Source organism: Chitinophaga japonensis (assembly GCF_007830125.1).
Classification (GTDB): domain Bacteria; phylum Bacteroidota; class Bacteroidia; order Chitinophagales; family Chitinophagaceae; genus Chitinophaga; species Chitinophaga japonensis.
On sequence record NZ_VLLG01000002.1, the window covers coordinates 274,610 to 300,041 of the forward strand.

The 25,432-nt window shown below is 53.2% G+C and carries 19 protein-coding genes; 8 read left to right on the forward strand and 11 right to left on the reverse strand.

Features of this window, described 5'->3' with window-relative positions; all coding sequences use genetic code 11:
* Window positions 1-23: 23 nt before the first annotated feature.
* From LX66_RS01040 to metG, 4 genes are all read right to left on the reverse strand, one after another.
* Entirely contained in the window at window positions 24-2,423 is a 2,400-nt protein-coding gene (locus LX66_RS01040; protein WP_145710036.1) for a 3-hydroxyacyl-CoA dehydrogenase/enoyl-CoA hydratase family protein, read from the reverse strand.
* A gap of 208 nt (window positions 2,424-2,631) precedes the next feature.
* Window positions 2,632-2,832, reverse strand: a complete 201-nt coding sequence (locus tag LX66_RS28590; protein ID WP_145710037.1) for a type II toxin-antitoxin system RelE/ParE family toxin — start codon at window positions 2,830-2,832, stop codon at window positions 2,632-2,634.
* Between the two features lie 87 nt (window positions 2,833-2,919).
* The gene (locus LX66_RS28120) at window positions 2,920-3,081 is read right to left on the reverse strand and encodes a hypothetical protein (protein WP_158642500.1); all 162 of its coding nucleotides are present in this window, start codon (window positions 3,079-3,081) and stop codon (window positions 2,920-2,922) included.
* 173 nt (window positions 3,082-3,254) lie between these two features.
* On the reverse strand, window positions 3,255-5,345 hold the full coding sequence (metG, locus tag LX66_RS01050; protein WP_145710038.1) for a methionine--tRNA ligase: 2,091 nt from the start codon (window positions 5,343-5,345) through the stop codon (window positions 3,255-3,257).
* Window positions 5,346-5,454: 109 nt separating this feature from the next.
* On the opposite strand from metG, the gene LX66_RS01055 reads away from it, so the two are divergent.
* On the forward strand, window positions 5,455-6,369 hold the full coding sequence (locus LX66_RS01055) for a S66 peptidase family protein (RefSeq protein WP_244620252.1): 915 nt from the start codon (window positions 5,455-5,457) through the stop codon (window positions 6,367-6,369).
* Here LX66_RS01055 and LX66_RS01060 read toward each other — a convergent pair.
* Together LX66_RS01060 and LX66_RS01065 are read right to left on the reverse strand one after the other, a co-directional pair.
* Entirely contained in the window at window positions 6,366-7,178 is an 813-nt protein-coding gene (locus LX66_RS01060) for a HesA/MoeB/ThiF family protein (RefSeq protein ID WP_145710039.1), read from the reverse strand. The genes LX66_RS01055 and LX66_RS01060 overlap by 4 nt on opposite strands.
* 20 nt (window positions 7,179-7,198) lie before the next feature.
* Window positions 7,199-8,560, reverse strand: coding sequence for a sensor histidine kinase (locus LX66_RS01065; RefSeq protein WP_145710040.1), 1,362 nt, complete (start codon window positions 8,558-8,560; stop codon window positions 7,199-7,201).
* A gap of 472 nt (window positions 8,561-9,032) precedes the next feature.
* Here LX66_RS01065 and LX66_RS01070 point away from each other — a divergent pair, with 472 nt between their 5' ends.
* On the forward strand, window positions 9,033-9,584 hold the full coding sequence (locus LX66_RS01070) for a YqgE/AlgH family protein (protein WP_145710041.1): 552 nt from the start codon (window positions 9,033-9,035) through the stop codon (window positions 9,582-9,584).
* Window positions 9,585-9,717: 133 nt separating this feature from the next.
* On the opposite strand, the gene LX66_RS01075 is transcribed toward LX66_RS01070, so the two are convergent.
* From LX66_RS01075 to atpD, 3 genes are all read right to left on the reverse strand, one after another.
* Window positions 9,718-10,038 (reverse strand): helix-turn-helix domain-containing protein, encoded by a 321-nt coding sequence (locus LX66_RS01075; RefSeq protein WP_145710042.1) that lies wholly within the window; start codon window positions 10,036-10,038, stop codon window positions 9,718-9,720.
* 809 nt (window positions 10,039-10,847) lie between these two features.
* Complete coding sequence (gene atpC, locus LX66_RS01080) at window positions 10,848-11,102, reverse strand: ATP synthase F1 subunit epsilon (RefSeq protein WP_145710043.1); 255 nt, start codon at window positions 11,100-11,102, stop codon at window positions 10,848-10,850.
* A 23-nt stretch (window positions 11,103-11,125) separates the two neighbouring features.
* On the reverse strand, window positions 11,126-12,628 hold the full coding sequence (gene atpD / locus LX66_RS01085; protein WP_145710044.1) for a F0F1 ATP synthase subunit beta: 1,503 nt from the start codon (window positions 12,626-12,628) through the stop codon (window positions 11,126-11,128).
* A 398-nt stretch (window positions 12,629-13,026) separates the two neighbouring features.
* Between atpD and LX66_RS01090 the strand changes: the two genes are divergently transcribed.
* Window positions 13,027-14,346 (forward strand): DUF6600 domain-containing protein, encoded by a 1,320-nt coding sequence (locus LX66_RS01090; RefSeq protein WP_145710045.1) that lies wholly within the window; start codon window positions 13,027-13,029, stop codon window positions 14,344-14,346.
* 126 nt (window positions 14,347-14,472) lie between these two features.
* Here the strand turns inward: LX66_RS01090 and LX66_RS01095 are convergent, their stop codons facing one another.
* The gene (locus tag LX66_RS01095) at window positions 14,473-15,075 is read right to left on the reverse strand and encodes a hypothetical protein (protein WP_145710046.1); all 603 of its coding nucleotides are present in this window, start codon (window positions 15,073-15,075) and stop codon (window positions 14,473-14,475) included.
* Between the two features lie 201 nt (window positions 15,076-15,276).
* Here LX66_RS01095 and LX66_RS01100 point away from each other — a divergent pair, with 201 nt between their 5' ends.
* Window positions 15,277-16,437 (forward strand): hypothetical protein, encoded by a 1,161-nt coding sequence (locus tag LX66_RS01100; protein ID WP_145710047.1) that lies wholly within the window; start codon window positions 15,277-15,279, stop codon window positions 16,435-16,437.
* Here the strand turns inward: LX66_RS01100 and LX66_RS01105 are convergent.
* A complete protein-coding gene (locus LX66_RS01105) occupies window positions 16,434-18,599 on the reverse strand; it encodes an ATP-binding protein (protein ID WP_145710048.1) in 2,166 nt (721 codons plus the stop codon). The genes LX66_RS01100 and LX66_RS01105 overlap by 4 nt on opposite strands.
* A gap of 254 nt (window positions 18,600-18,853) precedes the next feature.
* On the opposite strand from LX66_RS01105, the gene LX66_RS01110 reads away from it, so the two are divergent.
* The 4 genes from LX66_RS01110 (at window position 18,854) to LX66_RS01125 (ending at window position 25,388) form a co-directional block, all read left to right on the forward strand.
* Window positions 18,854-20,998: a M48 family metallopeptidase gene (locus LX66_RS01110; protein WP_145710049.1), complete on the forward strand. Its 2,145-nt coding sequence runs from the start codon at window positions 18,854-18,856 to the stop codon at window positions 20,996-20,998.
* Window positions 20,999-21,047: 49 nt separating this feature from the next.
* A complete protein-coding gene (locus LX66_RS01115) occupies window positions 21,048-22,931 on the forward strand; it encodes a DNA polymerase III subunit gamma/tau (RefSeq protein ID WP_145710050.1) in 1,884 nt (627 codons plus the stop codon).
* A gap of 149 nt (window positions 22,932-23,080) precedes the next feature.
* Entirely contained in the window at window positions 23,081-24,730 is a 1,650-nt protein-coding gene (locus LX66_RS01120) for a pyruvate dehydrogenase complex dihydrolipoamide acetyltransferase (protein WP_145710051.1), read from the forward strand.
* A 271-nt stretch (window positions 24,731-25,001) separates the two neighbouring features.
* The gene (locus LX66_RS01125) at window positions 25,002-25,388 is read left to right on the forward strand and encodes a VOC family protein (protein WP_145710052.1); all 387 of its coding nucleotides are present in this window, start codon (window positions 25,002-25,004) and stop codon (window positions 25,386-25,388) included.
* Window positions 25,389-25,432 lie beyond the last annotated feature (44 nt).

Below are 25,432 nucleotides of genomic sequence, written 5' to 3' on the forward strand. Positions count from 1 at the left end.
ACATTCGCACATCTGCACATTTGCTAATTTCTTATCGGTTTGCCGGTTTTAAGCACGCTTTGCAGGCGTTCCAGCGTTTTGCGCTCGCCGGTAAGGCTCAGGAAAGCTTCCCGCTCCAGGTCCAGCAGGTACTGCTCGCTTACCAGCGTAGCCTCGCTCAGGTCGCCCCCGCACATCACATAGGCCAGCTTGCCGGCTATTTTGGCGTCGTGCCCGGAGACGTAACGGCCAAACAACATGCTGTTGATGCCCGCCAGGAGCGCGCCCAGGGCGGTACGGCCCAGCACTTTAACGTCCCTTCTTTCCACGGGGCGGGTATATCCTTCGTCCGCCATCATGATCACGCTGCGCTTGGCATCGGCAATCAGGCGGCTTTGGTTCATTGTGATCTCATCGTGGCCCGGGCGGAGAATGCCGAGGTCATAGGCTTCCTGCCCGGAGGTAGCTACTTTGGCCATGGCTACGGTCATAAACCGGTCTTTCAGCGGCTCCTCCTCGATGCGGCCTTCCTTAAACTCATCGCTGGCGCGCACGGTCATTTCCTTGGTGCCGCCGCCGCCGGGTATCAGCCCCACGCCCAGCTCCACCAGCCCGATGTAGGTTTCCGCTGCGGCCTGTACCTTATCCGCATGCAGGCACATCTCGCAACCGCCGCCCAGGGTCAGCGCGTGCGGCGCCACCACCACCGGGATGGAGGAATAACGGAGACGCATAGTGGTTTTCTGGAACAGGCGCACGGCCATATCCAGCTCGTCGTACTCCTGCTCCGCGGCCAGCATGAAGATCATGCCCACGTTGGCGCCGGCAGAAAAGTTGGCGCCGTCGTTCCCGATCACCAGCCCACGGAAGTCTTTCTCCGCGCGGTCTATGGCTTTGTTCACCCCTTCCAGCACTTCCCCGCCAATGGTGTTCATCTTGGTTTTCCAGTCTATGCAAACTACGCCGTCGCCCAGGTCGTAGAGGTTGCAGGCGCTGTTCTTCCAGACGACATTATTGCTAAGATTCTCCAGTATAATAAAAGTATCTGCGCCGGGCACCAGCTTGTATCCGCCGCTGGCTACATCATAGTAATGCTTTTTCCCGTTCTCTACTTTATAGAACTGTTGGATGCCCTTGCCCAGCATATCCTTTACCCAGGCGGCCGCTTTAAAGCCCTTCTCTTCCATCGCCTTTACCGTGGCTTCCACACCCAGCAGGTCCCAGGTTTCAAAGGCGCCTATTTCCCAGCCAAAACCGGCTTTCATGGCGTCGTCCACTTTATAAATGTCGTCCGCTATTTCGGGAATACGGTGAGAGATATACGAAAACAGGTGGGCATGGAATAACTGGTAGAACTGCCCGGCCTTATCGCCGGCTGCGGACAGCATGCGTATGCGCTGCTTCAGGTCCTCCACCTGTTTGGCAGCGTCTATGCTGGCAAATTTAGGCTTCTGCCGGGGACCATACTCCATGGTCTGCAGGTTCAGCGTCAGTATCTCCTTGCCGCCCTCTCCTTTGGTCTTTTTGTAAAAGCCGCTGCCGGTCTTGTCGCCCAGCCACTTGTTCTCCACCACTTTCTGCAGGAAGGGCGGTATCTCAAATATGTTGCGGGCCTCATCCTGCGGGCAGTTCTCCGCCACGCCCTTCGCCACTTTCACCAGCGTATCAATCCCTACTACATCGGCGGTACGGAAGGTGGCTGATTTCGGGCGGCCTATTACAGGCCCCGTGAGCGCGTCTATTTCATCTATGTTCAGCCCCATTTCCTGCATGATATGGAAGATGGCCATGATGGAGAACACGCCTATCCTGTTGGCGATAAAGGCCGGCGTATCCTTGCACAGCACGGTGGTTTTGCCCAGGTACAGGTCGCCGTAGTGCATGAGGAAATCCACCACCTCCGGATCGGTATGCGGGGTAGGAATGATCTCCAGCAGGCGCAGGTAACGGGGCGGGTTGAAGAAGTGGGTGCCGCAGAAATATTTTTTAAAGTCGTCGCTGCGGCCTTCCGTCATCAGGTGAATGGGGATGCCGGAAGTATTGGAAGTAATAAAGCTGCCGGGCCTGCGGTATTTTTCCACCTGGTCAAACACGGAGCGCTTGATATCCAGGTTCTCCACCACTACCTCTATGATCCAGTCGCAGTCTGCAATACGGTGCATATCGTCCGTAAAGTTGCCGGTCTGTATGCGTTTGACCACATCTTTTGTAAATACGGGAGAGGGGTTGGATTTGAGGGCTGCCTGCAGGGCATCATTAACGATGCGATTCTTTACAGCAGGGCTGTCTAAAGATAGCTGCTTTGCTTTTTCCGCGTCATTCAGTTCTTTAGGGGCAATATCCAACAGTAACACCTGCACGCCGATACCTGCAAAGTGGCAGGCGATGCGGGAGCCCATAACCCCGGAGCCGAGGACGGCTATTTTGTTGATGTGTCTTTTCATCCGTTATCCGTTAATAAAGTTTTCAATTGATCGGGCGGCCGGATGGAACCTTGCATCGCTGCTCGGTTTCATAGCGCTGGTAGCCTTTAGCGATAAAAATTTTGTTTCAGTCTTTCGATCAATGAATTTAGGACTTTTTGAGGTTCGGCGTACAAAGGGAGGGGATTTTATGTTTGGAGAGAGGACTTTATATTATATGCCAGGTATATCAGTAGGTTAAAGGTTCGCGGCCGGTATGACGTACCCGCAATATCCTGATGGCAGCATCTGATACATAATAGGCCACTCTCAGGCGTTGGCATTCAAAAGCCCTGTAATTGCCATCATTGTTCAATTTATATTTGTCTGGAGGGTATATTTCAGGATGATCCATTAACGGCTCTATCTTTTCCAATATCTCAACCCTCACCTTTTCTGCATTTTGAACAGAATCTCACTTATATATTCAATGGCTGTATTAAACTGTTGCAAGGCGACTTTGCCCCAGGCAACTTTTCTACCTGCCACTTAACCAGTTTTTTGACATTTCCACTACCTGCTCATGCGTATAAAATTCGCCGGCATCTATACGTTCCATGGCCGCTTCTATTTCCTGGTTATATTGCTTTATGCTGATGCGGCCAACTTCGTCCTTTAATGCAACATAATGTTTGGCCACGCTTAAGAGGGATTCTTTTTCAACACTTGTCAATCGCAGCCAATACTGCATAAATTCACTATCCAATGACGGTGCGCCCATAGTATAACACTTTGTACGAATTTACACTAAAAAAGCGAATGCACAGCGCATAGCATACCAGCACTGTGCATTCCCTTCCACTTATCTCATACTCAGCTCACCCCGCTTCCCGGGCTTACCGCTTCCGCCGGGTTTACAAACACCAGCTTACCATTATCTTCTGCCATCAGGATCATGCCCTGGCTTTCAATACCGCGCATTTTGCGGGGCGCCAGGTTGGCTACCAGGGTCACCTGTTTGCCCACGATCTCCTCGGGCCTGAAATGCATAGCTATACCGGATACGACTGTACGTTTTTCGGTACCGATGTCCACCAGCAGCTTGAGCAGTTTGTCCGCCTTTTCCACCTTCTCCGCCTGCAGGATGGTGCCTACACGCAGGTCCAGTTTGGCGAAGTCATCAAACTGTATCTCCGGTTTCTGCGGTGCGGCCGGCGCCGATGCAGCGGCCGGCGCAGCGGGTTCGGCATTCGCGGTGGATGACGGCTTCAGGCCGGCGCGCAGCTTTTCCACCTGCGCAGCTACCTGCTCATCCTCTATCTTTTTGAACAGCAGCTCCGGCGGACGCAGAGAATAGCCTACGCTCACCAGCTTCAGGCTACCGGCGTTCTCCCATTCCAGCATGCGGTCCACCACCTTCAGCATGTGGCAGATCTTCCTGGCGGTAAAGGGCAGGAAGGGATTGCAGAAAATAGCCAGGTTGGCGGTCAACTGCAGGCACAGGTGCAGGCAGTTGTCTATCAGCGCCTGGTGCTGCTCCTGCAGCTCAGGCGTTTTGGCCAGTATCCAGGGCTGCTTTTCCTGCAGGTAGCGGTTGCCTTCGCGGGCTACGTTCATCATGGCCTGCAGCGCATCGCGGAAACGGAAATTTTCCAGCGCATCTTCTATTTCCTGTTTGGCGTTTTGCAGTACGGCCAGCACGGCATCATCCTTGTCGTCCTTTACATCGGTATGGAAAGGCGGCACCTTGCCTTTGCACAGCTTGTGCATCAGCACCATGGTGCGGTTCACGAAGTTGCCCAAAATAGCTACCAGCTCGTTATTATTCCGGTCCTGGAAATCCTTCCAGGTAAAGTCATTGTCCTTGGTTTCCGGGGCGGTGCTGCACAGCACGTAGCGCAGCACGTCCTGCTGGTCCGGGAAGTCCTTTACATATTCATGCACCCACACGGCCCAGTTGCGGGAGGTGGATACCTTCTCCCCTTCAATGTTCAGGAACTCGTTGGCAGGCACATTCTCCGGCAGCACAAAGCCACCGTGCGCCTTCAGCATGGCGGGGAAGATGATGCAGTGGAACACGATGTTATCCTTCCCGATAAAGTGCACCAGCTTGGTATCCTCCCGGCACCAGTAATCAGCCCAGTCGGGCGTCAACTCCTTGGTGGCGGATATGTAGCCGATGGGCGCATCAAACCATACATACAGCACCTTACCCTCCGCATTGGGCAGGGGCACTTTTACGCCCCAGTTGCTGTCGCGTGTCATGGCGCGGCTTTGCAGGCCGTTGTCCAGCCAGCTTTTGCACTGCCCGTACACGTTGTTCTTCCACTCCTTGTGTCCTTCCAGCAGCCATTCACGGAGCCAGGGCTCGTACTGCTGCAGGGGCATGTACCAGTGTTTGGTCTTGCGCTTTACCGGCACCGCGTCGCTGAGGGCGGAACGCGGGTTGATCAGCTCCTCGGGGCTGAGCGAGCTGCCGCAGCGCTCGCACTGGTCGCCGTAGGCCTTTTCATTGCCGCAATTGGGACAGGTGCCGATAATGTAGCGGTCCGCCAGGAACACCTGCTTTACTTCATCAAAGTACTGCTCGCTCTCCTTTTCCTCGAAGCGGCCGTCGTTATACATTTTCAGGAAGAAATCCGCAGCGGTTTCATGATGAACGGGACGGGAGGTGCGGGAAAATATATCGAACGATATGCCCATTTCCGCAAAGCTCTCGTTGATAATGTTATAGTACTTGTCAACGATATCCTGGGGGGAAATGTTTTCCTGCATAGCCTTGATGGTAATGGGCACCCCATGCTCATCCGTACCGCCAATGAACTTTACATCCGCCTTTTTTGCGCGCAGGTAACGCACGTATATATCTGCCGGTAAATAACAGCCGGCCAGGTGACCGATATGCACCGGCCCGTTGGCGTAGGGTAAAGCAGCCGTTATTAAATATCTATTAAATTTTGCCATATCCGTTTAAACAATACTTAAATGTTCAAGGGTTTGTTAGTTTGCTGGGTATATTGGTTTATTTTTAAAACCGATGAACTGATCGCAAAGGTAAATAAAGCGCACTAGAATGATAAAAATTCCGCCCTACCTGAAAAAAGGCGACCTGGTAGGTATCACCTGCAGCAGCAGCAAAATGGAACTGGCCACGGCCGAATACGCGGCCGGGGTGCTCAGCTCCTGGGGATACCACGTGCACATGGGCATTACTGTGGGCACCAGCTTCCATAACTTTTCGGCGCCCGACGAGCTGCGGCTGGAAGAGCTGCAGGACATGCTGGACGATCCCGATATAAAGGCCATTGTGTTTGGCCGCGGCGGCTACGGCATGGTATGCCTGCTGGACCAGCTCGATTTTTCCCGCTTCCGCAAAAACCCTAAATGGCTATGCGGTTACAGCGATGTGACCACCCTGCACACCCACGTACAGCAACGCCTGGGCATTGCCACCCTGCACTCGCTGATGTGTAGCGGCATTACGCCGGAAACGGCGGACAACGCCTATGTGAACAGCCTGCGGCAGGCGCTCCGGGGCAAAGCCTCCCGCTATGCATTTGCTCCCCATGCGCTGAACCGGCCGGGACAGGCCAGCGGCGTACTGGTGGGCGGCAACCTCTCCCTGCTGGCCAACCTGTCCGGCACCCGCTCCCAGCCGGATACCCGCGGTAAAATACTGCTGCTGGAAGATATCGGGGAATACCGGTACAACGTGGACCGCATGATGTACAACCTGAAACGCGCCGGCTGGCTGGACAAACTGGCCGGGCTGGTGGTAGGCGCCTTCGTGGACAGCCGGGAAACCACCACCCCCTTCGGGCAAAATGAATACGAGATCATTGCCAATATTGTAAAGGACTATGACTACCCGGTATGCTATAACTTCCCTTCGGGCCACCAGGTGGAGAACTATGCGCTGAAGCTGGGCGTACAACACAAGCTGAAAATAGGTCCCAAAGGGGGCATGCTGGCGGAGGAGAAGGATTAATCCTCTACGTCCGGCACTATTTCCAGCCCGTAGTCGGCTGCCGTCAGTATGCCATCTGCTTTCGTTTGTGCGATCACGGCAGGATCGGGGCTCAGGGTATGCACCTCGAACTTGTTATGCAGGTAATCCATGCTGTAAAATTTGTTGACCAGCCCGTCGGGCACCGCTGCCAGGTATTTCAGTATCTCGTTCACCATCAGCAGCCCGGTAGCGCCGTGCGTAACGCCCATGGCGCCGCCGTCAAAATTGCGGTACTCTTCTGCCAGGGCGGCGCTGCAGCGGTAGGAAGCGGATACCGCCCCATCTGCCTGCGGCATATTGAACCCGCCCCACCAGGATACCCAGTTATGCACCTCGCCTGTTACAAAGGGCTTGTTATGCACCAGGCAGGCATCGTTGATCACCAGGTGCGTGGGCCCGTGCTGGGAACAGTCTATCACCAGGTCTATTTCCGCGATCAGTTGCGCTATGTTCTCCGGTTTTACCTGCACCAGCAGGGGATAATGTTTGGTAAAAGGATTGCTGGCCCACAAACGGCTGGATGCCATTTTAGCCTTGTGCTTGCGCAGGTCCTGCATCTGGTAAAGCGGCTGGCGGGGCATATCTTCATCCGATATCACGCCGTAGTCGGCAATGGCGATCACGCCGATGCCACTGGCGCTGAGGTATTGTATCACCGGGCAGCCCAGGCCGCCGGCGCCTACTACCAGTAATCTTGTTTCCCTGAGCTTTTCCTGCATAGCCACTCCCATACCGGGTACGGATATGGGAAGATGGAAGCGCTGTAATTCTTTTTCCGTTAATGCCATAATCTGATGTGCTGCTGCTTTTATTCCTGCGGAAACTCCAATGTAAATTTACTACCCCTGCCCAGGGCGCTGTCCACCTTGATCCTGCCTTTATGCGCCTCCACTATGGCCTTTACATAGCTGAGGCCGAGGCCGAACCCTTTTACATTGTGTACATTGCCGGTATGGGCGCGGTAGAATTTTTCAAAGATACGGGAAATCGTATCACGGCTCATGCCGATGCCATTATCTGAAATAGTAATGACCAGGCTCTTGCGGGTGTTATAGGTAGTGATGATCACTTCCAGGTGCTGCTTGGAATACTTGATGGCGTTGTCCAGCAGGTTAAAGACCACGTTGGAGAAATGCACATCATCCGCTTTGATAATGGGATTAATGGCATCCAGGCGCAGCTCCACGCGGCCGTCGCGGGAGGCCAGTTGCAACTGCAGGTTGTCTACCGTATGCTGGATCACCTGGTGCACATCTATCACCTGGAGGTTCAGCCCTATTTCATTCTTTTCCAGCAGGGCGGACTGCAGGATGCTTTCCACCTGCTTGTTCATACGCTTGTTCTCCTCCTTGATGATGCCGGAAAAATACCGGATCTTCTCCCGGTTGTCCATCACCTTCTGGTTGCCGATCGCGTCAATGGCCAGGGAAATAGTGGCCAGCGGCGTTTTCAACTCGTGGGTCATGTTATTGATGAAGTCCGACTTTATCTCCGACAGTTTCTTCTGGTTCAGCAAGGTGCGGATGGTCAGCGCAAAAGCGGTAACGATGATGATGGTGAACATCACGCAGCCGGCAATCACCCATCCCAGCCAGCGCAGCAGCAGGGAATTATTGTTGGGCAGGATAATGTACAGCACTTCGGTACGGTCGTTCATCAGCTCCAGGCTGCTTACCAGCGGGGCGGTCTGTATGGAATAATCAAGCGTGTCCGTTGTGGCCGTTTCCAGCAGGTTGGTAAACCGCGGGGACTGCATCTTGATCATATTATCGTTGCTGAAGGCGCTTTTGCCGATAATAGCGAATTCGTAAGAAGTATCCAGCTTCTGCTTGCGCAGCGCATTGGCGATCAACTGCTGCACCTCGTCTGTGGTAAACCGGTCGCTGACGCCCACGGTAATATTGTTCAGCTCATATCTTTCCAGGGTAATACTGTTATCCGCACCTTTGCTGAGAGTGGTGCCGCCCATTTTGAAGCGGATGGGAGGGGCCTGGCGGCGTACCATTTCATCGCGCACGTTATTTACCACGCTCACAAAGTTCTGCTCTAATTGCTCCTTCCGGAGGATGGCCGCATTACGTATCCAGCTCACCTGGATGGCAATGATGCCCAACAGGGATAAAGTGATCAGTACAACGATTATCGGGAATGTTTTCTTTAGCGGTAACATGTATTGTAAAAATCTTAAAAAAAACGGGCATCTGGTTATAACCTTCTAAGATAATATTCTGTGCTTTAAAAACTGTCAAATTCGATTCTTGCTATAGCAACAATGATACAAAATTAGGCTGCGCAAACCTTTTACCAGCCTAATTTTAACAAAAGAATATCACTTTAACGTAATTTTAACGGGGGTGCGCTGATTTTTATATCGCTACTTTACTTACCTTTGCTATAGAAACTGGTACTAATTTTGATAGATAGCTACCAGTACTTAACGACGAAGCAATTAAACTTTCTACATACATCGACGTGGATTTCGTTCCATAAGCGATTTAGATTTTGGTTGATAAAATGGTAAGGGGGCTGTCTAGCCTCCTTTTTTTATGCTCTTTTAACCGCTTTGCATTTAATCCGGCATTTAATCCGGAAATCACAATCAAAATTGGTTAAATTTGGTTACGTGATCAAAACGTTTGCGTATGGTTTCCCTTGCTCCCGGTATATTACTTATTGCTGATCCTTTTCTGAAAGACCCGAATTTTGCGCGCACGGTGGTACTGCTTTGTGAACACCAGGAAAAAGGGAGTTTCGGTTTTGTGATCAACAAACCGTTTGACCAGTCCCTGGATGAACTGGTGCCGGAGATACTGGTGAACAATATTCCCGTGTTTTTTGGCGGCCCGGTACAGATGGATACCATCCATTTTGTGCACCAGCAGCCCGACCTGATAGAAGGCGGTTTCGAGATCAACGCGGGAATTTACTGGGGCGGCAGGTTTGAAAGCGTGGTAACGCTGATCAATGAAGGCAGGCTGGACCTCGGCAAGATCAAGTTCTTCATTGGCTACAGCGGCTGGAGCAGCGGGCAATTGGAGAATGAGTTCAATGAAAAATCCTGGATATTATCGGACACGGATGCCGCGCTGATCTTTGATGAAAAAGAGCAGAACATCTGGCAGCAATCGTTGAAGAACCTGGGGAACAATTTCGCCATAATGGCGAATTTCCCGATAGACCCTTCCCTGAACTAAGGTAGCAACTCCATCACTTCCTCATTTACAACCTGCACGAATAATTTATCCACCTGGTGGTTAGGCAAAAGCGATAATAAGGGCCAATTTTATGGGGCCTGAAAAATATTGCTCCCTCCCCCAAAATATCCGATTACAAGGCACCATTTCTGCCACTCAGTGATGCATGGACAAAGGCCGGGTTCCCGGTCTTTGTCTTGTCTTCACCCAGCGCATCTGTATCGGCCTGCAACAGCTCTCCCGGATCCACTTTCAGCAGGGCGCATATCTCGAACAGGCGGTTAATGGTAAGCGGAGTTTTCCCGTTTTCCAGGCGGCTGTACGCATTCTGGGATATATTGAGCATAATGGCCATATATTCCTGGGAATATTCCTGTTTCCGGCGCAGGGACCGCAGCTTTTCCGTTACGCGCAATATGTGATGATATGAAACTGAGACGGTTTTCTGATCCATAATTACAAAACGATTTGCAGTAAACAACGATTTGACCAGGTGTTGCAGCGGCGCACCCATAGCCGGTAAGCGGCCGCTTCTCTTTGGCAGGGTATGGATAGTCTGGTGGACATGGCATGCGAATTCATTAAGCTGGATGTGGCTTTACATGATTCAGTTCCCGGGGATTACGCAGGTCAAGTTAGTGCTTTCCGCAGCCCTGAATTCTTAATAAGATGTTAATGAGTTGTTAACAGAAAAAGGGGCCAAAAAGTGCAAAAAAATTTTTTCTGCCCTATGCTTTGAAGTCCAATGACTAATGCGCCACCATATACTTTTCCTAACAAAAATGACTAAACGGAGTAAGGTTTTTCGAAACAATTTAAATATCTTGCTAATGTAAAATGGAACGCTGAGATCAATAAAGAGTGCCTTGTATTAACCCATTTTCGACTTGTGGAGAGCAGGAGCAATGAGACAACACCAAAATGAAGACCAGACCTATGAGAACGATATAATAAGCTCCTTTTGAGCTGATATAATGAACCGGCATTTAATGCTAAAACCCTGAAACTTATTTGTAACACCCTTTGCTCTCCTGAAGCGGCGGTCACCATTCAGGGGCGCTTAAAATATATTCATTTTCATAGGAATAGGGTTATATGCCTGCTGCATGATAATGTTTCATTATCATAATGGCAATAACCTGCTCGTAGAATAACCCGGCCAGTAATCTTACTGCGCATGCAACGGGGTCTTCTTAGATTGGAATAGTTAGGACAAAAAAAAGGCCGGGTATTCATACCCGGCCTATTATTTTAATACGCTATTTACTTGATTACAGCCGCTCCTTCCACCAGTACGGTAGCCTTGTTGCGCAATACTTCCACAAAGCCGCCTTCTATCTGGTAAAACTCCGCCTGCACCTTATCTTTCAGCACCTTCATTTTGCCTTTGCCCAGGGCTGCTATTAAAGGCGCGTGCTTATCCAGCACCTCAAACGAGCCGTCTACGCCAGGCAACTGTACGCCATACACTTCGCCGGCATACAATTTTCTTTCAGGTGTCAATACTTCTAATTGCATTCTTGGGAATTAAGAATTAATAGTTAATTTTTCGCAGCTTCCAGCAGCTTCTTGCCTTTTTCTATCGCATCATCGATCGTACCTACCAGGTTAAAGGCCGCTTCCGGGTATTCATCCACTTCGCCGTCCATGATCATGTTAAAGCCACGGATGGTTTCTTCGATGGGCACCAGCACGCCTTTCAGGCCGGTGAACTGCTCTGCTACGTGGAAGGGCTGGGACAGGAAGCGCTGTACGCGGCGGGCGCGTGATACGGTCAGCTTGTCCTCATCGCTCAGCTCATCCATACCCAGGATGGCGATGATGTCCTGTAGCTCCTTGTAACGCTGCAGGATCATTTTCACCCTTTGGGCGCAGTTATAGTGGGCCTCGCCTACGATAGCGGGCGTCAGGATACGGGAAGTAGAGTCCAGCGGGCTCACGGCAGGATAGATACCCAGGTCGGAGATCTTACGGTCCAGTACAGTGGTAGCATCCAGGTGGGCAAAGGTAGTAGCCGGAGCAGGGTCGGTCAGGTCATCCGCAGGTACGTACACCGCCTGTACGGAGGTGATGGAACCGTTCTTGGTAGAGGTGATACGCTCCTGCATCAATCCCATTTCAGTAGCCAGCGTAGGCTGGTAACCCACGGCAGAAGGCATACGTCCCAGCAGGGCGGACACCTCGGAGCCAGCCTGGGTAAAACGGAAGATATTGTCCACGAAGAACAGGATGTCGCGGCCGCCGGCAGCGGAGCCGTCGCCGTCACGGAAGTATTCGGCAATGGTCAGACCGGACAGGGCCACACGCGCACGGGCGCCGGGGGGCTCGTTCATCTGGCCGAAGATGAAGGTAGCCTGGGACTGTTTCAGCTCCTGCATATCCACGGCGCTGAGCTCCCAGCCGCCATGTTCCATGGATTCTTTAAATTTCTCGCCATATTTCACGATACCGGCTTCGATCATTTCACGCATCAGGTCGTTCCCTTCACGGGTACGCTCTCCCACCCCGGCAAATACGGACAGGCCTTCGTAGCCTTTCGCAATGTTATTGATCAGCTCCTGGATCAATACGGTCTTACCTACCCCTGCACCGCCAAACAGGCCGATCTTACCACCTTTTGCATAAGGCTCGATCAGGTCGATCACCTTAATACCGGTGTACAGTACTTCGGTATCTGTAGCCAGGTCTTCAAAGCGGGGCGGCTGGCGGTGAATGGGATAACCGTTAGCGCTGTCGATATTGCCCAGACCGTCAATAGCGTCGCCTACCACGTTGAACAAGCGTCCTTTTATCTGGTCGCCAATAGGCATTTTAATGGGAGCACCCTTATCTTCTACAGCCATGCCCCTTACAAAGCCGTCGGTAGAGTCCATCGCCACGCAACGAACGCTATCTTCTCCCAGGTGCTGCTGTACTTCCAGCACTACTTTCTGACCATTTTCACGGGTTATTTCCAGGGCGTTGTAGATTTCGGGTAGTTTTCCTTCAAAATGCACGTCCACTACGGGACCGATAATTTGCTTGATCTTACCTGTGTTAGGCATATTGTATAGCAGTTTATAAATACTTAAAATGAGCGGTTTGTAAAATTTGCCGCAAAGGTAAGGTTTGCCGGGGGAAATATGAAATATGAAGTATGAAATATGAAGTAGGAAGCCTGAATCGCATCAATATCATACCTCATACTTCCTGCTTCACGCTTCAATTGCTGCAAGACGCCATTTTGTCGCCGGTTGCACAATATTTATCGCTCAACGGCGTGTTTATCCATATTAAATGTTAAAAACAGTTAAAAACAGGGGGTAAAACGCTCTCAACCGTTAAATAACGTTAACAGGACAGCATCCAACAGACCTCTGGTACGATAATAGCAATATTTATGATGAAAAATTAACAAAGGAAATGAGTGAGTGGATTTCCTGATACTTTAAAAGCAAGTGTTATGAAAAGTAAGATAATCCTTTATGCGAGCGTATTGATCACCTGGCTTTCCCTTACCACTGGCTGCGCTACAGCCAGGCCCCAGCAGGCAGGCGTATCATTCTCCATGTTTTATGATGCCCTGAGCCCCTACGGACAGTGGATGAGCTATGGCAGCTACGGGCAGGTATGGGTGCCGGATGCGGGGAGGGATTTCAGGCCTTATTATACCAACGGGCACTGGGTATACACCGATTACGGCTGGACCTGGGTGTCCGATTATGACTGGGGATGGGCGCCCTTCCATTACGGACGCTGGACATATGACAATTATTATGGATGGATATGGATACCGGGCGACCAGTGGGGCCCTGCCTGGGTAAGCTGGAGAAACAGCCCTGACTATTATGGCTGGGCGCCGCTGGGACCAGGCATGAGCGTGGGTGTGAACGTAAACTTCAATATACCGGTCACTTATTGGTCCTTCGTGCCCTGCCGCTATATCAACAGCCCGTATATACACCGGTATTACGTGGACAGAAGGCGTAACGTGACCATTATTAACAATACCACCATCATCAACAATACGAGGGTGGTAAACCGGAACACCCGCTACTACCGCGGCCCGGAAGCGCGGGACGTATCCCGTATCACCCGCACACCGGTAAGGCCGGTACGGGTGGTCAACAGCGACCGTCCGGGTTCGTCCCTGGCCAATAACCGGCTGCGGATATTCAGGCCCCAGGGGAATGAGCTGCGCCGTCCCCTGTCGGACAACAACCGGCCCACCCGTATCAACCGGGATAACCGGAACAATAACGTGAGCACACCGGGCGCCCCGGGCAGGACCATCCGGCGCAGTACCGATAATGACAACAACAATAACAACGACCGGGCTACACCGCCCCGGCGTGTATTTGACAACAATAATAACAATGCGCCCGATAACCGCCGGGTAACACCGGCGCCCAACCGGACAACGCCCAACACGCGCCCGGCGCCGGCACCTGAAAGGAACAATAATCCTCCCAGGCGGGTATTTGACAACCGGAATGAGAACCGGCCTGCACCGGCTCCCTCCCAGCCGCGCAACGTGAATCCCGCGCCGCAGCCGCGGATAAACCGGGCGCCGCAACCCAGGAGCAATCCTGCACCGCAAAGAACCGCACCGGCACCGCAGCCCAGGAGTAACCCGGCCCCGCAGCAACGGGTCAGCCCAAGGCCTTCCTCCCCGGCGCCGTCACCGCGCATACAGCGGCAGTCCGCTCCCCGTCCGCAACCCGCGCCCCAGCGCAGTAATGACAACAACAATGGCAGGAGCGGCCGCGTACAGCGGGGATAGTAGGAGGTAAGAAGTAAGAAAAAGGAAGCTGGCTCGTTGCCAGCTTCCTTTTTACTTTATTTTTCATCTTAACGCTTCTTTCTTTTACCTCCTGCTTCTTACATCCTACCTCCTACTTCCTACCTCCTACTTCACACACTCATACGGATCAGGGGCGCCTGCCGGTACGGGCTTATCGTAAGCCCAGCAGAAGTTCATGGCCTGGCTGGTAATGCTGATCAGCTTCAACTGCACCTTCATGCCTTTGCGGCTGGCGGCCGCCTCTATGCTGCGGGTGCCTTTGGCCGGCACTTCACTGATGGTATATCTTTCCGTTTTAAATACCTCCCCGTTGCTGCGGAGGTATTGCACGGTCACTACTACATTGTCCAGCGGGTATTCCGTCTGGTTACGCACGGTCAGCTCCAGGTTTTTGATACCGCCCAGGAAACCGGTGCGGTAATCATTGGTGCTCACGGCTATAAACTGCTGCCAGTTGCGGCGGTAATAGGCGCGCCGCTCTACAAACTTGCCCTGCTGGCGCTGCTGCTGCTCCTTTCGTTCCGCTATCTGCTGAGCCGTACCACTTACGGACCGCAGGCTTTGCTGCAGGTCCCGGTTCTCGTTCAGCAGGCGCTCATTCTGCACCAGTATCTTCCGTACCCGCTGCTGCTGGCGGAAATAGGCGATACCCAGCATCAGGGCAAGGAAAAAAAAGATGATGGTATAGATCGGTGATGATCGCTTCATTCGTATTAATTTATAAATGGTAACTGTCCCTTTGTCTGCTCGTAAAATATGAAGTATGAAGTAGGAGGTATGAAGTAGGACGTAGAAAATGTATTAATAACATATAACTATCATCCTACATCCTACTTCATACATCCTATCTCCTACTTCATAAATCATGCCTCATACTTCATACATCCTATTTCACTATTTTTGCCCCCCATGGAGCTCGTCAAAGTAGATAACGCACAAACAGCCCGGCTGTTCATACAAGTACACGCAGATCTAAATAAAAACAACCCCGGGTGGGTGCGGCCACTGGACAAAGATATAGCTGCCGTATTTGATCCGGAAAAGAACAAGACCTTTAAACACGGCGAGTGTGTACGCTGGCTGCTGCGCAGCGATGACGGGACCTGGATAGGGCGTATTGCCGCTTTTGTAAATAAAAAATACAAGACCAAAGGTGATACGCAGCGCACGGGAGGCATCGGCTTTTTTGATTGCATCAATGACCAGGCAGCGGCTAACCTGCTGCTGGATACGGCCAAACAGTGGCTGCAGGAAAGAGGCATGGAAGCCATGGACGGGCCCATTAATTTCGGGGAGCGCGACCGCTGGTGGGGCCTGCTCACCGAAGGCTTTCATGAGCCGCTCTATTGTATGAACCATAATCCCCCCTACTATAAAGACCTGTTTGAGCAGTACGGTTTCCAGCCTTTCTTTCACCAGGTATGCTTTGCGCTGAAGGTGAAAGACCCCCTGCAGGAAAAGTTCTTCACCCGCCATGACCAGCTTGCAAAAGATCCCGGGTTTACGGCCAGGCATTTACGAAAAAACAAGCTGGAAAAATTTGCGGAAGATTTCTCCATTATCTACAACAAGGCCTGGGCAGGACATGACGGGGGCAAGGAGCTGAGCAAGGCGCAGGCGCTGCGCATCTTCAGGCAAATGAAGCCGGTGATGGATGAAAGGATCGTATGGTTTATCTATTACAACAATGAGCCGATCGGCTGCTGGCTAAACCTGCCGGAGCTGAACCAGTTCTTCAAACATATGAACGGCCGCTTCGGGCTATGGGAAAAGCTGCTGTTCCTCTGGCTGAAGTACACAGGCCGCTGCCGCAAGTTTACCGGTATCGTGTTCGGCATTATACCGGAATTCCAGCAAAAGGGAGCAGACGCTTACATGATCGTGGAAGGGGCCAGGATCATACAGGGCCAGCACCTGTATGATGATTATGAAATGCAGTGGATAGGCGACTTTAATCCCAAGATGATCAACATTGCCGAAAGCCTGGGCACTTACCGCAGCCGCCAGTTAACCACTTACCGGTACCTGTTTGACAGGAACCAGGAGTTTAAACGGCACCCGGTTGTTTAATTCGCTTCCGCCCTGGCCTTCGACAGGTTTTTAACGATCACTTTATAGATATCCTTTTCCCTGAAGGGTTTCAGCATCCAGTCATTAAAACCGGCTTTACGGAAAGACTCCTCGTCCTGCCGGGTAATGTCTGCCGTGAGCACCAGCACCGGCACTTTGGCTTTGCGGGAATCCACGTCGGTGCGGATGCGGCTCACCACGTCCACGCCGCTCATCTGCGGCATCTGCAGGTCCAGCAGCACCAGGTCATATCGGTTGGTCTTAAACAGCTCGTAAGCGGTGGCACCGTCCTTCGCCATATCAAAGCGGCATTTCCAGCGGGTCAGGATCATTTTCAGCAGCAGCAGGTTCATTTCCTGGTCGTCTGCGATCAGTACGTACAGCCCTTCCAGTTGATTGCCGTTCAGCTTCTCTACGTCCTCCTGCGTCACCACTACCGTCCTGGGCGGGCTGGCCAGCTCATAAGGAATAAAGAAGGTAAATTCAGATCCTTTTCCTACCTCGCTTTCCACCGTAATGTCGCCGCCATGCAGCTTCACCAGGCGCTGGGTAATGGCCAGCCCCAGGCCGGTGCCTTTTACTTCTACCCGGGGCGACCTGGCCTGGTAGAAACGCTCGAATATCTGGGGCAGGGCCTCCGGCGGCATACCAGGGCCGGTATCTGCCACAGAAAGGGTGAACCGGGCATGCTGTGCATCCTGGTTTTCCAGCTTGCCGGTAACTGTAACGCTTCCTGTCTCCGTATACTTGATGGCGTTGCCGATCAGGTTTATCAATATCTGCTTCAGGCGGAACATATCGCCCTGCACATGCTGCTGTAGGCCGCCCTCAAATGAAAACAAGAGGTCCAGTTGTTTGCGCGCCGCCTGTACCCGCATGGTGCTCACCACATCGGACACGGCCTGGTATAAGGTGAAAGGCTCCTTCCGGATGGAGATATAATCGCTGTCCAGCTTGGAGAAGTCCAGCACATCATTCACCACCTCCATCAGCATGTCGGCGGAGACTTCCACCGCGTGCAGCAGCTCCCGCTGGTCTTCTTTCAGGGGGGTATGCCCCAGTTGTTCGGCAAAACCTACAATGGAATTTAAAGGGGTGCGTATCTCATGGCTCATATTGGCCAGGAACACGGAGCGGGAACGGGCCTCATCCAGCGCTTTCTGCTTTTCAATGGCCAGCAGCCTGGCTTTGCGACGGTTGTCCAGGTACAGCACTACTGCACCCGCAATAGCCAGCAGCAGCACGATCAGCATCCAGGTCATGGTGCCGGTCATCCTGCGGATGCTTGTATGGCTGTCTGCACCGGCGCGGAATTTTCGGGCTGCTGCATCCTGCAGTGCCTGTTCTTTTAAAGTCTGGATCACTTTTTTCAGGTCGCCCAGTAAATGGAGGTTGGTAACAGCCAGGGTGTGTTCCGCCACGTCTATCTTTGTACGGCCTTCCAACTGTTGGCGCAGTACGCTTTTGTAATAGCCGTTCACATCCGCCAGTATTTTGCGCATGCGCTCCGCTTCATATTCCTCCTTGGGCATTACTTTACCGTCCTTGGTCCTGATCAAAATAGTTTGTTTGGACTTCACGGTATCGTTCTTGTTGGCGATGGCCTGGCCCAGGCGTTTGAACAAGCCTTTCTTCGCCAGTTGGGTCTGTTCATTACCCACGGTATCGATGGTTACCTCCTCCTTTTTGATCCTGCTGGCGGAATAAGGGGGAATAGCGTTCAGCATTTTGTCGATCATCTCATCCTTGAGGGAGCGGCTCAGCAGCTCATCGGTGGAGCGCTTGATGCTGGCTATTTTGCCGGACATCTGCTCCTTTTCGCGGATCAGGTGGAGCAGTTGCTCGCTGTTGCCGCCGGCCGCAGCCGGTTTGCCCACGGAGTCCAGCAGGACGGATACCGTATCCAGTTGGGTACTGAAGGTTTGCAGGTATTGCTGCTCATACACAACGGTATACAGCCGGAAGTTGCTTTCCGCCGCGTTCAGTATCACCAGGGCGGAGTCGATCAGCCGTAACCCGGGATGACCTGTTTTCAGGGTATCCACAGCCCTGGCCAGGCGCTGTGAGCTGGTACGGTGCTCGTTACAGGCTTTAATACCGAGCACTGCGGCCAGTACGAACAGTATCGGCACAACGATACGTAAAATGAGGGACCGGTTCATTCAGGTATAATTGTAGTTTAAAATAACAGGGTTGTGTCGTGTACTGGATAACTAGGGTTATTCAACCTGGGTAAAACTTTTTTCACTGACAAACGGGGGATACCTTCTTAATTAACAATAGGGTATCTGCAGCGGGAAGTTAAAGAAATTTACAGAAATGCCGCATTTTATAATTGAAATTTTAAGTTACATCATTTTAATTTAAATTTATTCCTGCTTGCATCAACCAAACTAAGCGCTAACCTGAACAGACTATGTCCAACTCCTACCAGGCCAACCCGACGCCGGCGGATCCGGTATTACCATCCCCTGCGCCCCTGTTGCAGCGGCAACTGTTAAAAGTAACCAGTTTCATTGCGCTGTTCTTCCTGGTGTATGTCCTGCTGCTGCTAGGCATGGCGGGCCTGGGCGCCGCTTTTATTACCGGCGGCATTATGCTGGCCACTGCCATGCACCGGGTGCTGGCCATTATCACAGCATTGCCCATGGTGCTGCTGGGAGCCATGCTGCTGGCCTTTCCGTCCAGGTTCGTGTTTGGCCGTAAAAAGCGGCCCTATGCCTACCGGGCTTTACTGCAACGCTCGGAGCACCCGCAACTGTTTGCATTCGTGGCACAGTTGGCAGCCATTACCCGCACTACCTGTCCTGAAAAGATATTTGCCGTACCCGGTATGCAGGCCACCCTGCTTCCGCCTGGCAGCTTGCTGCGCCTGGCCGGCGCCCGGCTGGAAATAGGACTGGGACTGGTGAACAGCCTTAACCGGGGCGAATTCCGGATGATGCTGGCCCGCACGCTGGGGCACTGTTCACAGCGCAGCGTGCAGTTGGGCAGCTTTATTGGCGCACAGCACCAACGCATCTATTATATGTTGTATGAAAGCGGTACCTGGCATAACCACCTGGTGTCCCGGGCCATGCAACACCTGTTGCTGCACCCGCTGGGCCGCATCGCTACCGGTATAGCCGGCGGTATGCAGTTCCTGCTACGAAAGCTGTATCAGCTTATTCACCAGGCCTATATCCCGCTAAGCCGGGAAATGGAGCTTCATGCAGACGCCATCGGATGCAGCATCGCCGGCAGCGAGGCGGCCATTTCCGCTTTGCGCCGGGCCGAAGTGGGCGGCGCCTGCTTTGAGCACTGCCTGCACAAACTGCCCCTGCTGGCGGAAAAGCAATTGCGGTTCCGTAACCTGTACGCAGCCCACCGTACCTACCTGCATCATTATGCCCTGCAAAACGGGCTGGCGCTGGACGCTGCCCGGCTGCCGGTGGTAACTGATGCCTACCTCGAGTCATTTATCAAAAGCCAGGTACAGTTCCGGCAGCAGGGCGCCGCCCAGCCGGACCGTGAGGAAAGGGAACAGCGATGCCAGGCCGCCGCAGTGGTGCAGGAAACCGCTACCGGCAGCGCCTGGGAACTGTTCCATAACCCGGCCGGCCTGCAGGAAACCATGACGGCCATGATCTATGACCGGGGGCTGCCCGCTCACGGAAGCTATCACTGGTACACGCCCCAGGAACTGCTGACGGAGCTGGAACAGCAGTACCGGCAACTGGCCTTTCCAGGTGCATTTCATCAATATTATGACAACCGCCCCTTTACGGCGCTCACGGCCGCCTGCCAGCAACCGCTGGCAGAGGCGGAGCTGTCGCGCCACAGCATGGCCAGCCTGTATGCGCCCGCCTACGCCCGGCAGATCCGGCAACTGTTCCGCAACCGGCAGGATGCGGCCACACTGCAGGCCATCGCTGCCGGCGAGATAAGGGCAGGGGCTTTTGAATTCAGGGGGCAGCCCTACCCTGCTGCCAGCGCCGGCCACTTGCTGGATATCCTGCAGGCCGACATCGCGCAGCAGGAAGCCTGGCTGGAGGCGCAGGACCACCTCGCCTTCCGGGTGCATTATTCCCGCGCCCTGCACCAGGGACGGGGGCAGGCGGAGGACCTGCTGCAAAAGTACCGGCGCGTACTGCAGCACCAGGAAAAAGCGCAACTGCTGGAAACGCAGGTATCCCGGATCATTCACTGCACCGGCGACCTGTTTGGCGCTACCGGCATTACCATGGAGCAGGCACGCCCCTACTTTGATATACTGGAAGCAGAAAGCGCCCGGTTCAGGCAGTTGCTGCAGGAGCTCTGGCAAAACCCGGAGCTGGCAAATGCCTGGGAGCCGGAGCTGCGGCAGAAAACAGGGCGCTTCCTGCAGCAGCCCGCCAGTTACCTGGACAGCGGCATCCCCCTGGTGACAGCCATCCAACTGCTGCATGAAATATGCGTGACAGTGCCCGAGCACTACCATCATTATATTACCCGGCTGCAGCAGCAATACCTGGCAGCAGCGCTGGCCCTGGAGGTCCCGGGCCTTCAAACCACGGCGCATGGCGCAGCCCCGGGCAGGTAACGGACTTGCGAAAAATTTATGTACTTTCGACCTTTGCGAATGTAGTATTATGGAGAATTTTATCGTTTCGGCCCGTAAATACCGTCCTCAGAACTTTTCTACCGTAGTGGGACAATCCCATATTACCACCACCCTCAAAAACGCGATCCGTAACAACCAGTTGGCACACGCCTTCCTGTTCTGCGGCCCGCGGGGAGTGGGAAAAACCACCTGTGCCCGTATACTGGCCAAAACCATTAACTGTGAGCAACTACAGCCCGACGGAGAGGCCTGCAACCAGTGTCATTCCTGCAAATCGTTCAACGAAGGCAGCTCCTTTAACATACATGAGCTGGATGCGGCGTCCAACAACTCGGTAGACGATATCCGCACCCTGGTGGAACAGGTGCGTTTTGCACCCCAGGCCGGCAAGTACAAGATCTATATTATAGATGAGGTGCACATGCTCAGCTCCTCCGCGTTCAACGCTTTCCTGAAAACGCTGGAAGAACCGCCCTCCTACGCCATCTTTATACTGGCCACCACGGAGAAGCATAAAATACTGCCTACTATCCTGAGCCGTTGCCAGATATTCGATTTCAAGCGTATTACCATACAGGATACCGTAGACCACCTGCAGGAGATCTGCACAAAAGAGCAGATACAGGCAGAGCCGGACGCCCTGCACCTGGTGGCACAGAAAACCGACGGCTGCATGCGCGACTCCCTGAGCACGCTGGACAAGATCGTGAGCTTTACCGGTGGGCATCTTACCTACCAGAATACGCTGGAGCACCTGAACATACTGGACTACGATTACTTTTTCCGGGTAATGGAAGCCGTGCTGCAACAGGACGTAGCCGGCGCATTGCTGATATTTGACGAGATCCTGCAAAAAGGATTTGAAGGCGACAACTTCCTGAGCGGATGGGCGGAGTTCCTGCGCAACCTGCTCATGTGCAAGGAAGAAAAGGTCATGCACCTGCTGGAAGTGTCCGGCAACCTGAAGGACCGTTACAAGCAATTATCCGGCAGGATCAGCCCGGCCTACCTCATCACGGCCCTGCACCTGCTGAATGATACGGAGATCAACTACCGCATGGCCCGCAACAAGCGCCTGCACGTAGAAATGGCGCTGATCAAGCTATGCTACCTGCAGCAGGCGGTTACCCTGGCGGGCGATGACCAGTCCGGTGAAGTGGTAAAAAAAAAGTTAGTGCCTGACGGCGCGGCCCCGCAGCAGTTACGGGCGCCCTTTGCCCAGGCTACGGCCCCCCGCAGCGGAGGCAAGCCAGCCACCACGGCAAGCATTGCGCAACAGGAAGCCAGGCTTACCATAGAAACACCACCGGCAGCGAAAGCCACTGCCCCGCCTGCCACCCAGGCAGCACCGGTGGCAGCTCCTGCTCCGGCGCCTCCACCACCGGCGCCTGCCAGTACCGTCCCACCAGCGCCCCGGCCCGCCGCTACCCAGCCAGCCGGCAAAGCTGCTGCCGGTAGCAAGCTGACCGGCCTGGCCGCCATGAAGGAAGCCCTGGCCGCCAAACAGCAGCAGACCACCGTCCGCGAAAGCATTGCCATTACCCAGGGCGCGCTGGCTGTGTACTGGGAAGAGTTCATCGATACCTTCCGGCAGGCCAACAAAATGACCGTGGTGAGCAACCTGCAACTGGCCAATGTAGTGCTGCTGGCAGCCGAAGAGATCGGCATCGTAAGCCGGAACATTGTTCAGTTCCGTTTTATGGAAGAAGAAAAGCTGGCCATCTCGGACTTCTTCAAGCGAAAGTTCAACAACCCCTCCATTATCCTTACCCTGCAACTGGACGAGAGCCAGCAGTCCCAGGACATAGGCCCGGCCCCCCTGAGCAGCCGTGAACAGTTCCAGCTAATGGTGGAGCAATACCCCCTGGTGAAAGAGCTGAAGGATAAACTGAATATGGAATTGGACTTTTAATCAATTAAGAATTAACAATGAATAATTAATAATAAAGTGACCAGTGTTACAGGGAACTCCTGTGTAGCGGGTATTATTAATTATTCATTATTCATTATTAATTTTTTCGTCTTTCTTTTGTAGGTTTGGGCAAAATTTTGAGTAAACACATGGCAGAAGTTATCAGAATGCCCCTTCTAAGCGATACGATGACAGAAGGGGTGATTGCGGAATGGCATAAAAAGGTGGGCGATACCGTAAAATCAGATGATGTAATTGCAGAAGTGGAGACCGACAAGGCCACCATGGAAGTAATAGGATACGTAGAAGGCACACTATTATATGTAGGTGTGGAAAAAGGTAAAGCTGCCAAAGTAAATGATATTATCGCCATTGTGGGTAAACCCGGAGAAGACTACAAGCCCTTGCTGGAAGGCGGATCTGCTCCCGCCAATGGCCAGGCCGATACCGCTCCTGCCAAACAGGATAAAGCCCCGGCAGCCACACCGGCACAACCCGCAGCCGCCAATGGCGAGGTAAAAGCCGCCGCGGAAGCCGCCCTGAAAGATGCAACCGTGATCCGCATGCCGCTGCTGAGCGATACCATGACCGAGGGCAAGATAGTAGCCTGGAATAAAAAGGTAGGCGATACCGTTAAGAGCGACGATGTGCTGGCAGAGGTGGAAACCGACAAGGCCACCATGGAAGTGATCGGCTATGCAGACGGCGAGCTGCTGTATGTAGGCGTAAAAGAAGGAGACGCGGCCAAAGTGAACGATATTATTGCCATTGTAGGCAAGAAAGGCACCAATATAGACGCCATCCTGGCGGCGGAACAATCCGGCGGCGCCGCAGCGGAAACACCCGCAGCCGAACAAAAACCTGCAGCCGGGAGCGCACCCGCTGCTGCTCCTGAAGCAGCGCCTGCTGCCGCTGCCAACGGCGGACGCGTAAAAGCCTCCCCCCTGGCCAAGAAGCTGGCAGAGGAAAAAGGTATCGACATCAGCCAGGTACCCGGTACCGGCGATGGCGGCAGGATCGTAAAAAGAGATATTGACAGCTTTGTGCCCGGCGCCAAACCCGCCGCTGCACCGGCTGCTGCCAAGGCCGCGGCTCCGGCGTTCGTACCTGCCGGACAGGAAGGCTATACTGATACCCCGCTGAGCCAGATGCGTAAGGTGATAGCCCGCCGCCTCAGCGAAAGCAAGTTTACCGCACCGCACTTCTACCTGAAGATAGATGTGAACATGGACAAGGCCATAGAAGCGCGCAAAGCCATCAACGAGGTATCTCCCGTAAAGGTCTCATTCAATGACATGGTGATAAAAGCCGCCGCCATGGCCCTGCGCCAGCATCCGGATGTGAACAGTAGCTGGATGGGCGATTTTATCCGCCAGCACCAACATATTCATGTAGGCTCCGCCGTGGCCATCGAGGAAGGGCTGATAGTGCCGGTAATCCGCTTTGCCGACCAGAAAACGCTGAGCCAGATAGCCGGCGAAGCCAAGGAGCTGTATGACAAGGCCAAGAACAAAAAGCTGCAACCGCAGGAGTTCAGCGGCAATACCTTCAGTGTATCCAACCTGGGTATGCTCGGTATTGACGAGTTTACCGCCATCATCAACCCGCCCGATTCCGCGATACTGGCCGTTGGCAATATCAAGGAAACCGTGGTGTCCGAGAAAGGTCAGTTCAAAGTAGTCAACATCATGAAACTGACCCTCAGTTGCGACCACCGGATTGTGGACGGAGCCGTAGGGGCCCGGTTCCTGGCTACCCTGAAAGGGTTCCTGGAAAACCCGGTAACGATGCTGGTATAAATAACGCAAAAGACATAAGCAAGGCTGCGCCGGTAAAACCGGCGCAGCCTTTTTCTTTGTTACAACACTACTAGATATGTATCCCGGAAAACCCTTTGCACGGTTCTGGTAAATTCGTTAAATTGAGTTATTCCCCAATAATTTTCACGCTATGAAACCAATCCCCCCAACCGGCAGAAAGGTACCATCCGGCAGATGAAAAGACAGATCGACGAAAAATATCCATTGAAGCAAATGAAAAATATGACCCCCACGAAATAAACATTAACAGATGAAACTTCCCGCAAGCGCCCTCAACTGGTTTGAGATCCCGGTGAATGACTTTGACAGGGCCCGATCATTCTACAACCGGTTATTTGATTACGAAATGCAGGAAACCCTGAACGGTCCTAACCGCAGGGGCTTTTTACCCCATGACCCGCAGTCCGGCGGCATTGGCGGCGCCATTGTTCATGGGCCGGACTACATCCCCAGCCAGCGGGGCTGCCTGGTGTACCTGAATGCCGGCAACGACCTGGATGGGATGCTGGAACGCGCAGCAGATGCCGGCGCCCATATTGTGCAGGAGAAAACCCCGGTTTCCGAAGAGCAGGCGCTGGGCTTCTACGCCATTATCCGCGATCCCGAAGGCAACCGGGTGGCGCTGCATGCCATGTAGCAGCGACTTATTCTTTCATTATATTTTGAAAGTTCGAAAACAAT

Bases quoted from the DNA above. Each gene is read 5' to 3' on its own strand.
- LX66_RS01040 (WP_145710036.1), bottom strand. From the start codon at position 2,423: ATGAAAAGACACATCAACAAAATAGCCGTCCTCGGCTCCGGGGTTATG.
- metG (WP_145710038.1), bottom strand. From the start codon at position 5,345: ATGGCAAAATTTAATAGATATTTAATAACGGCTGCTTTACCCTACGCC.
- LX66_RS01055 (WP_244620252.1), top strand. From the start codon at position 5,455: ATGATAAAAATTCCGCCCTACCTGAAAAAAGGCGACCTGGTAGGTATC.
- LX66_RS01060 (WP_145710039.1), bottom strand. From the start codon at position 7,178: ATGGCATTAACGGAAAAAGAATTACAGCGCTTCCATCTTCCCATATCC.
- LX66_RS01065 (WP_145710040.1), bottom strand. From the start codon at position 8,560: ATGTTACCGCTAAAGAAAACATTCCCGATAATCGTTGTACTGATCACT.
- LX66_RS01070 (WP_145710041.1), top strand. From the start codon at position 9,033: ATGGTTTCCCTTGCTCCCGGTATATTACTTATTGCTGATCCTTTTCTG.
- LX66_RS01075 (WP_145710042.1), bottom strand. From the start codon at position 10,038: ATGGATCAGAAAACCGTCTCAGTTTCATATCATCACATATTGCGCGTA.
- atpC (WP_145710043.1), bottom strand. From the start codon at position 11,102: ATGCAATTAGAAGTATTGACACCTGAAAGAAAATTGTATGCCGGCGAA.
- atpD (WP_145710044.1), bottom strand. From the start codon at position 12,628: ATGCCTAACACAGGTAAGATCAAGCAAATTATCGGTCCCGTAGTGGAC.
- LX66_RS01090 (WP_145710045.1), top strand. From the start codon at position 13,027: ATGAAAAGTAAGATAATCCTTTATGCGAGCGTATTGATCACCTGGCTT.
- LX66_RS01095 (WP_145710046.1), bottom strand. From the start codon at position 15,075: ATGAAGCGATCATCACCGATCTATACCATCATCTTTTTTTTCCTTGCC.
- LX66_RS01100 (WP_145710047.1), top strand. From the start codon at position 15,277: ATGGAGCTCGTCAAAGTAGATAACGCACAAACAGCCCGGCTGTTCATA.
- LX66_RS01105 (WP_145710048.1), bottom strand. From the start codon at position 18,599: ATGAACCGGTCCCTCATTTTACGTATCGTTGTGCCGATACTGTTCGTA.
- LX66_RS01110 (WP_145710049.1), top strand. From the start codon at position 18,854: ATGTCCAACTCCTACCAGGCCAACCCGACGCCGGCGGATCCGGTATTA.
- LX66_RS01115 (WP_145710050.1), top strand. From the start codon at position 21,048: ATGGAGAATTTTATCGTTTCGGCCCGTAAATACCGTCCTCAGAACTTT.
- LX66_RS01120 (WP_145710051.1), top strand. From the start codon at position 23,081: ATGGCAGAAGTTATCAGAATGCCCCTTCTAAGCGATACGATGACAGAA.
- LX66_RS01125 (WP_145710052.1), top strand. From the start codon at position 25,002: ATGAAACTTCCCGCAAGCGCCCTCAACTGGTTTGAGATCCCGGTGAAT.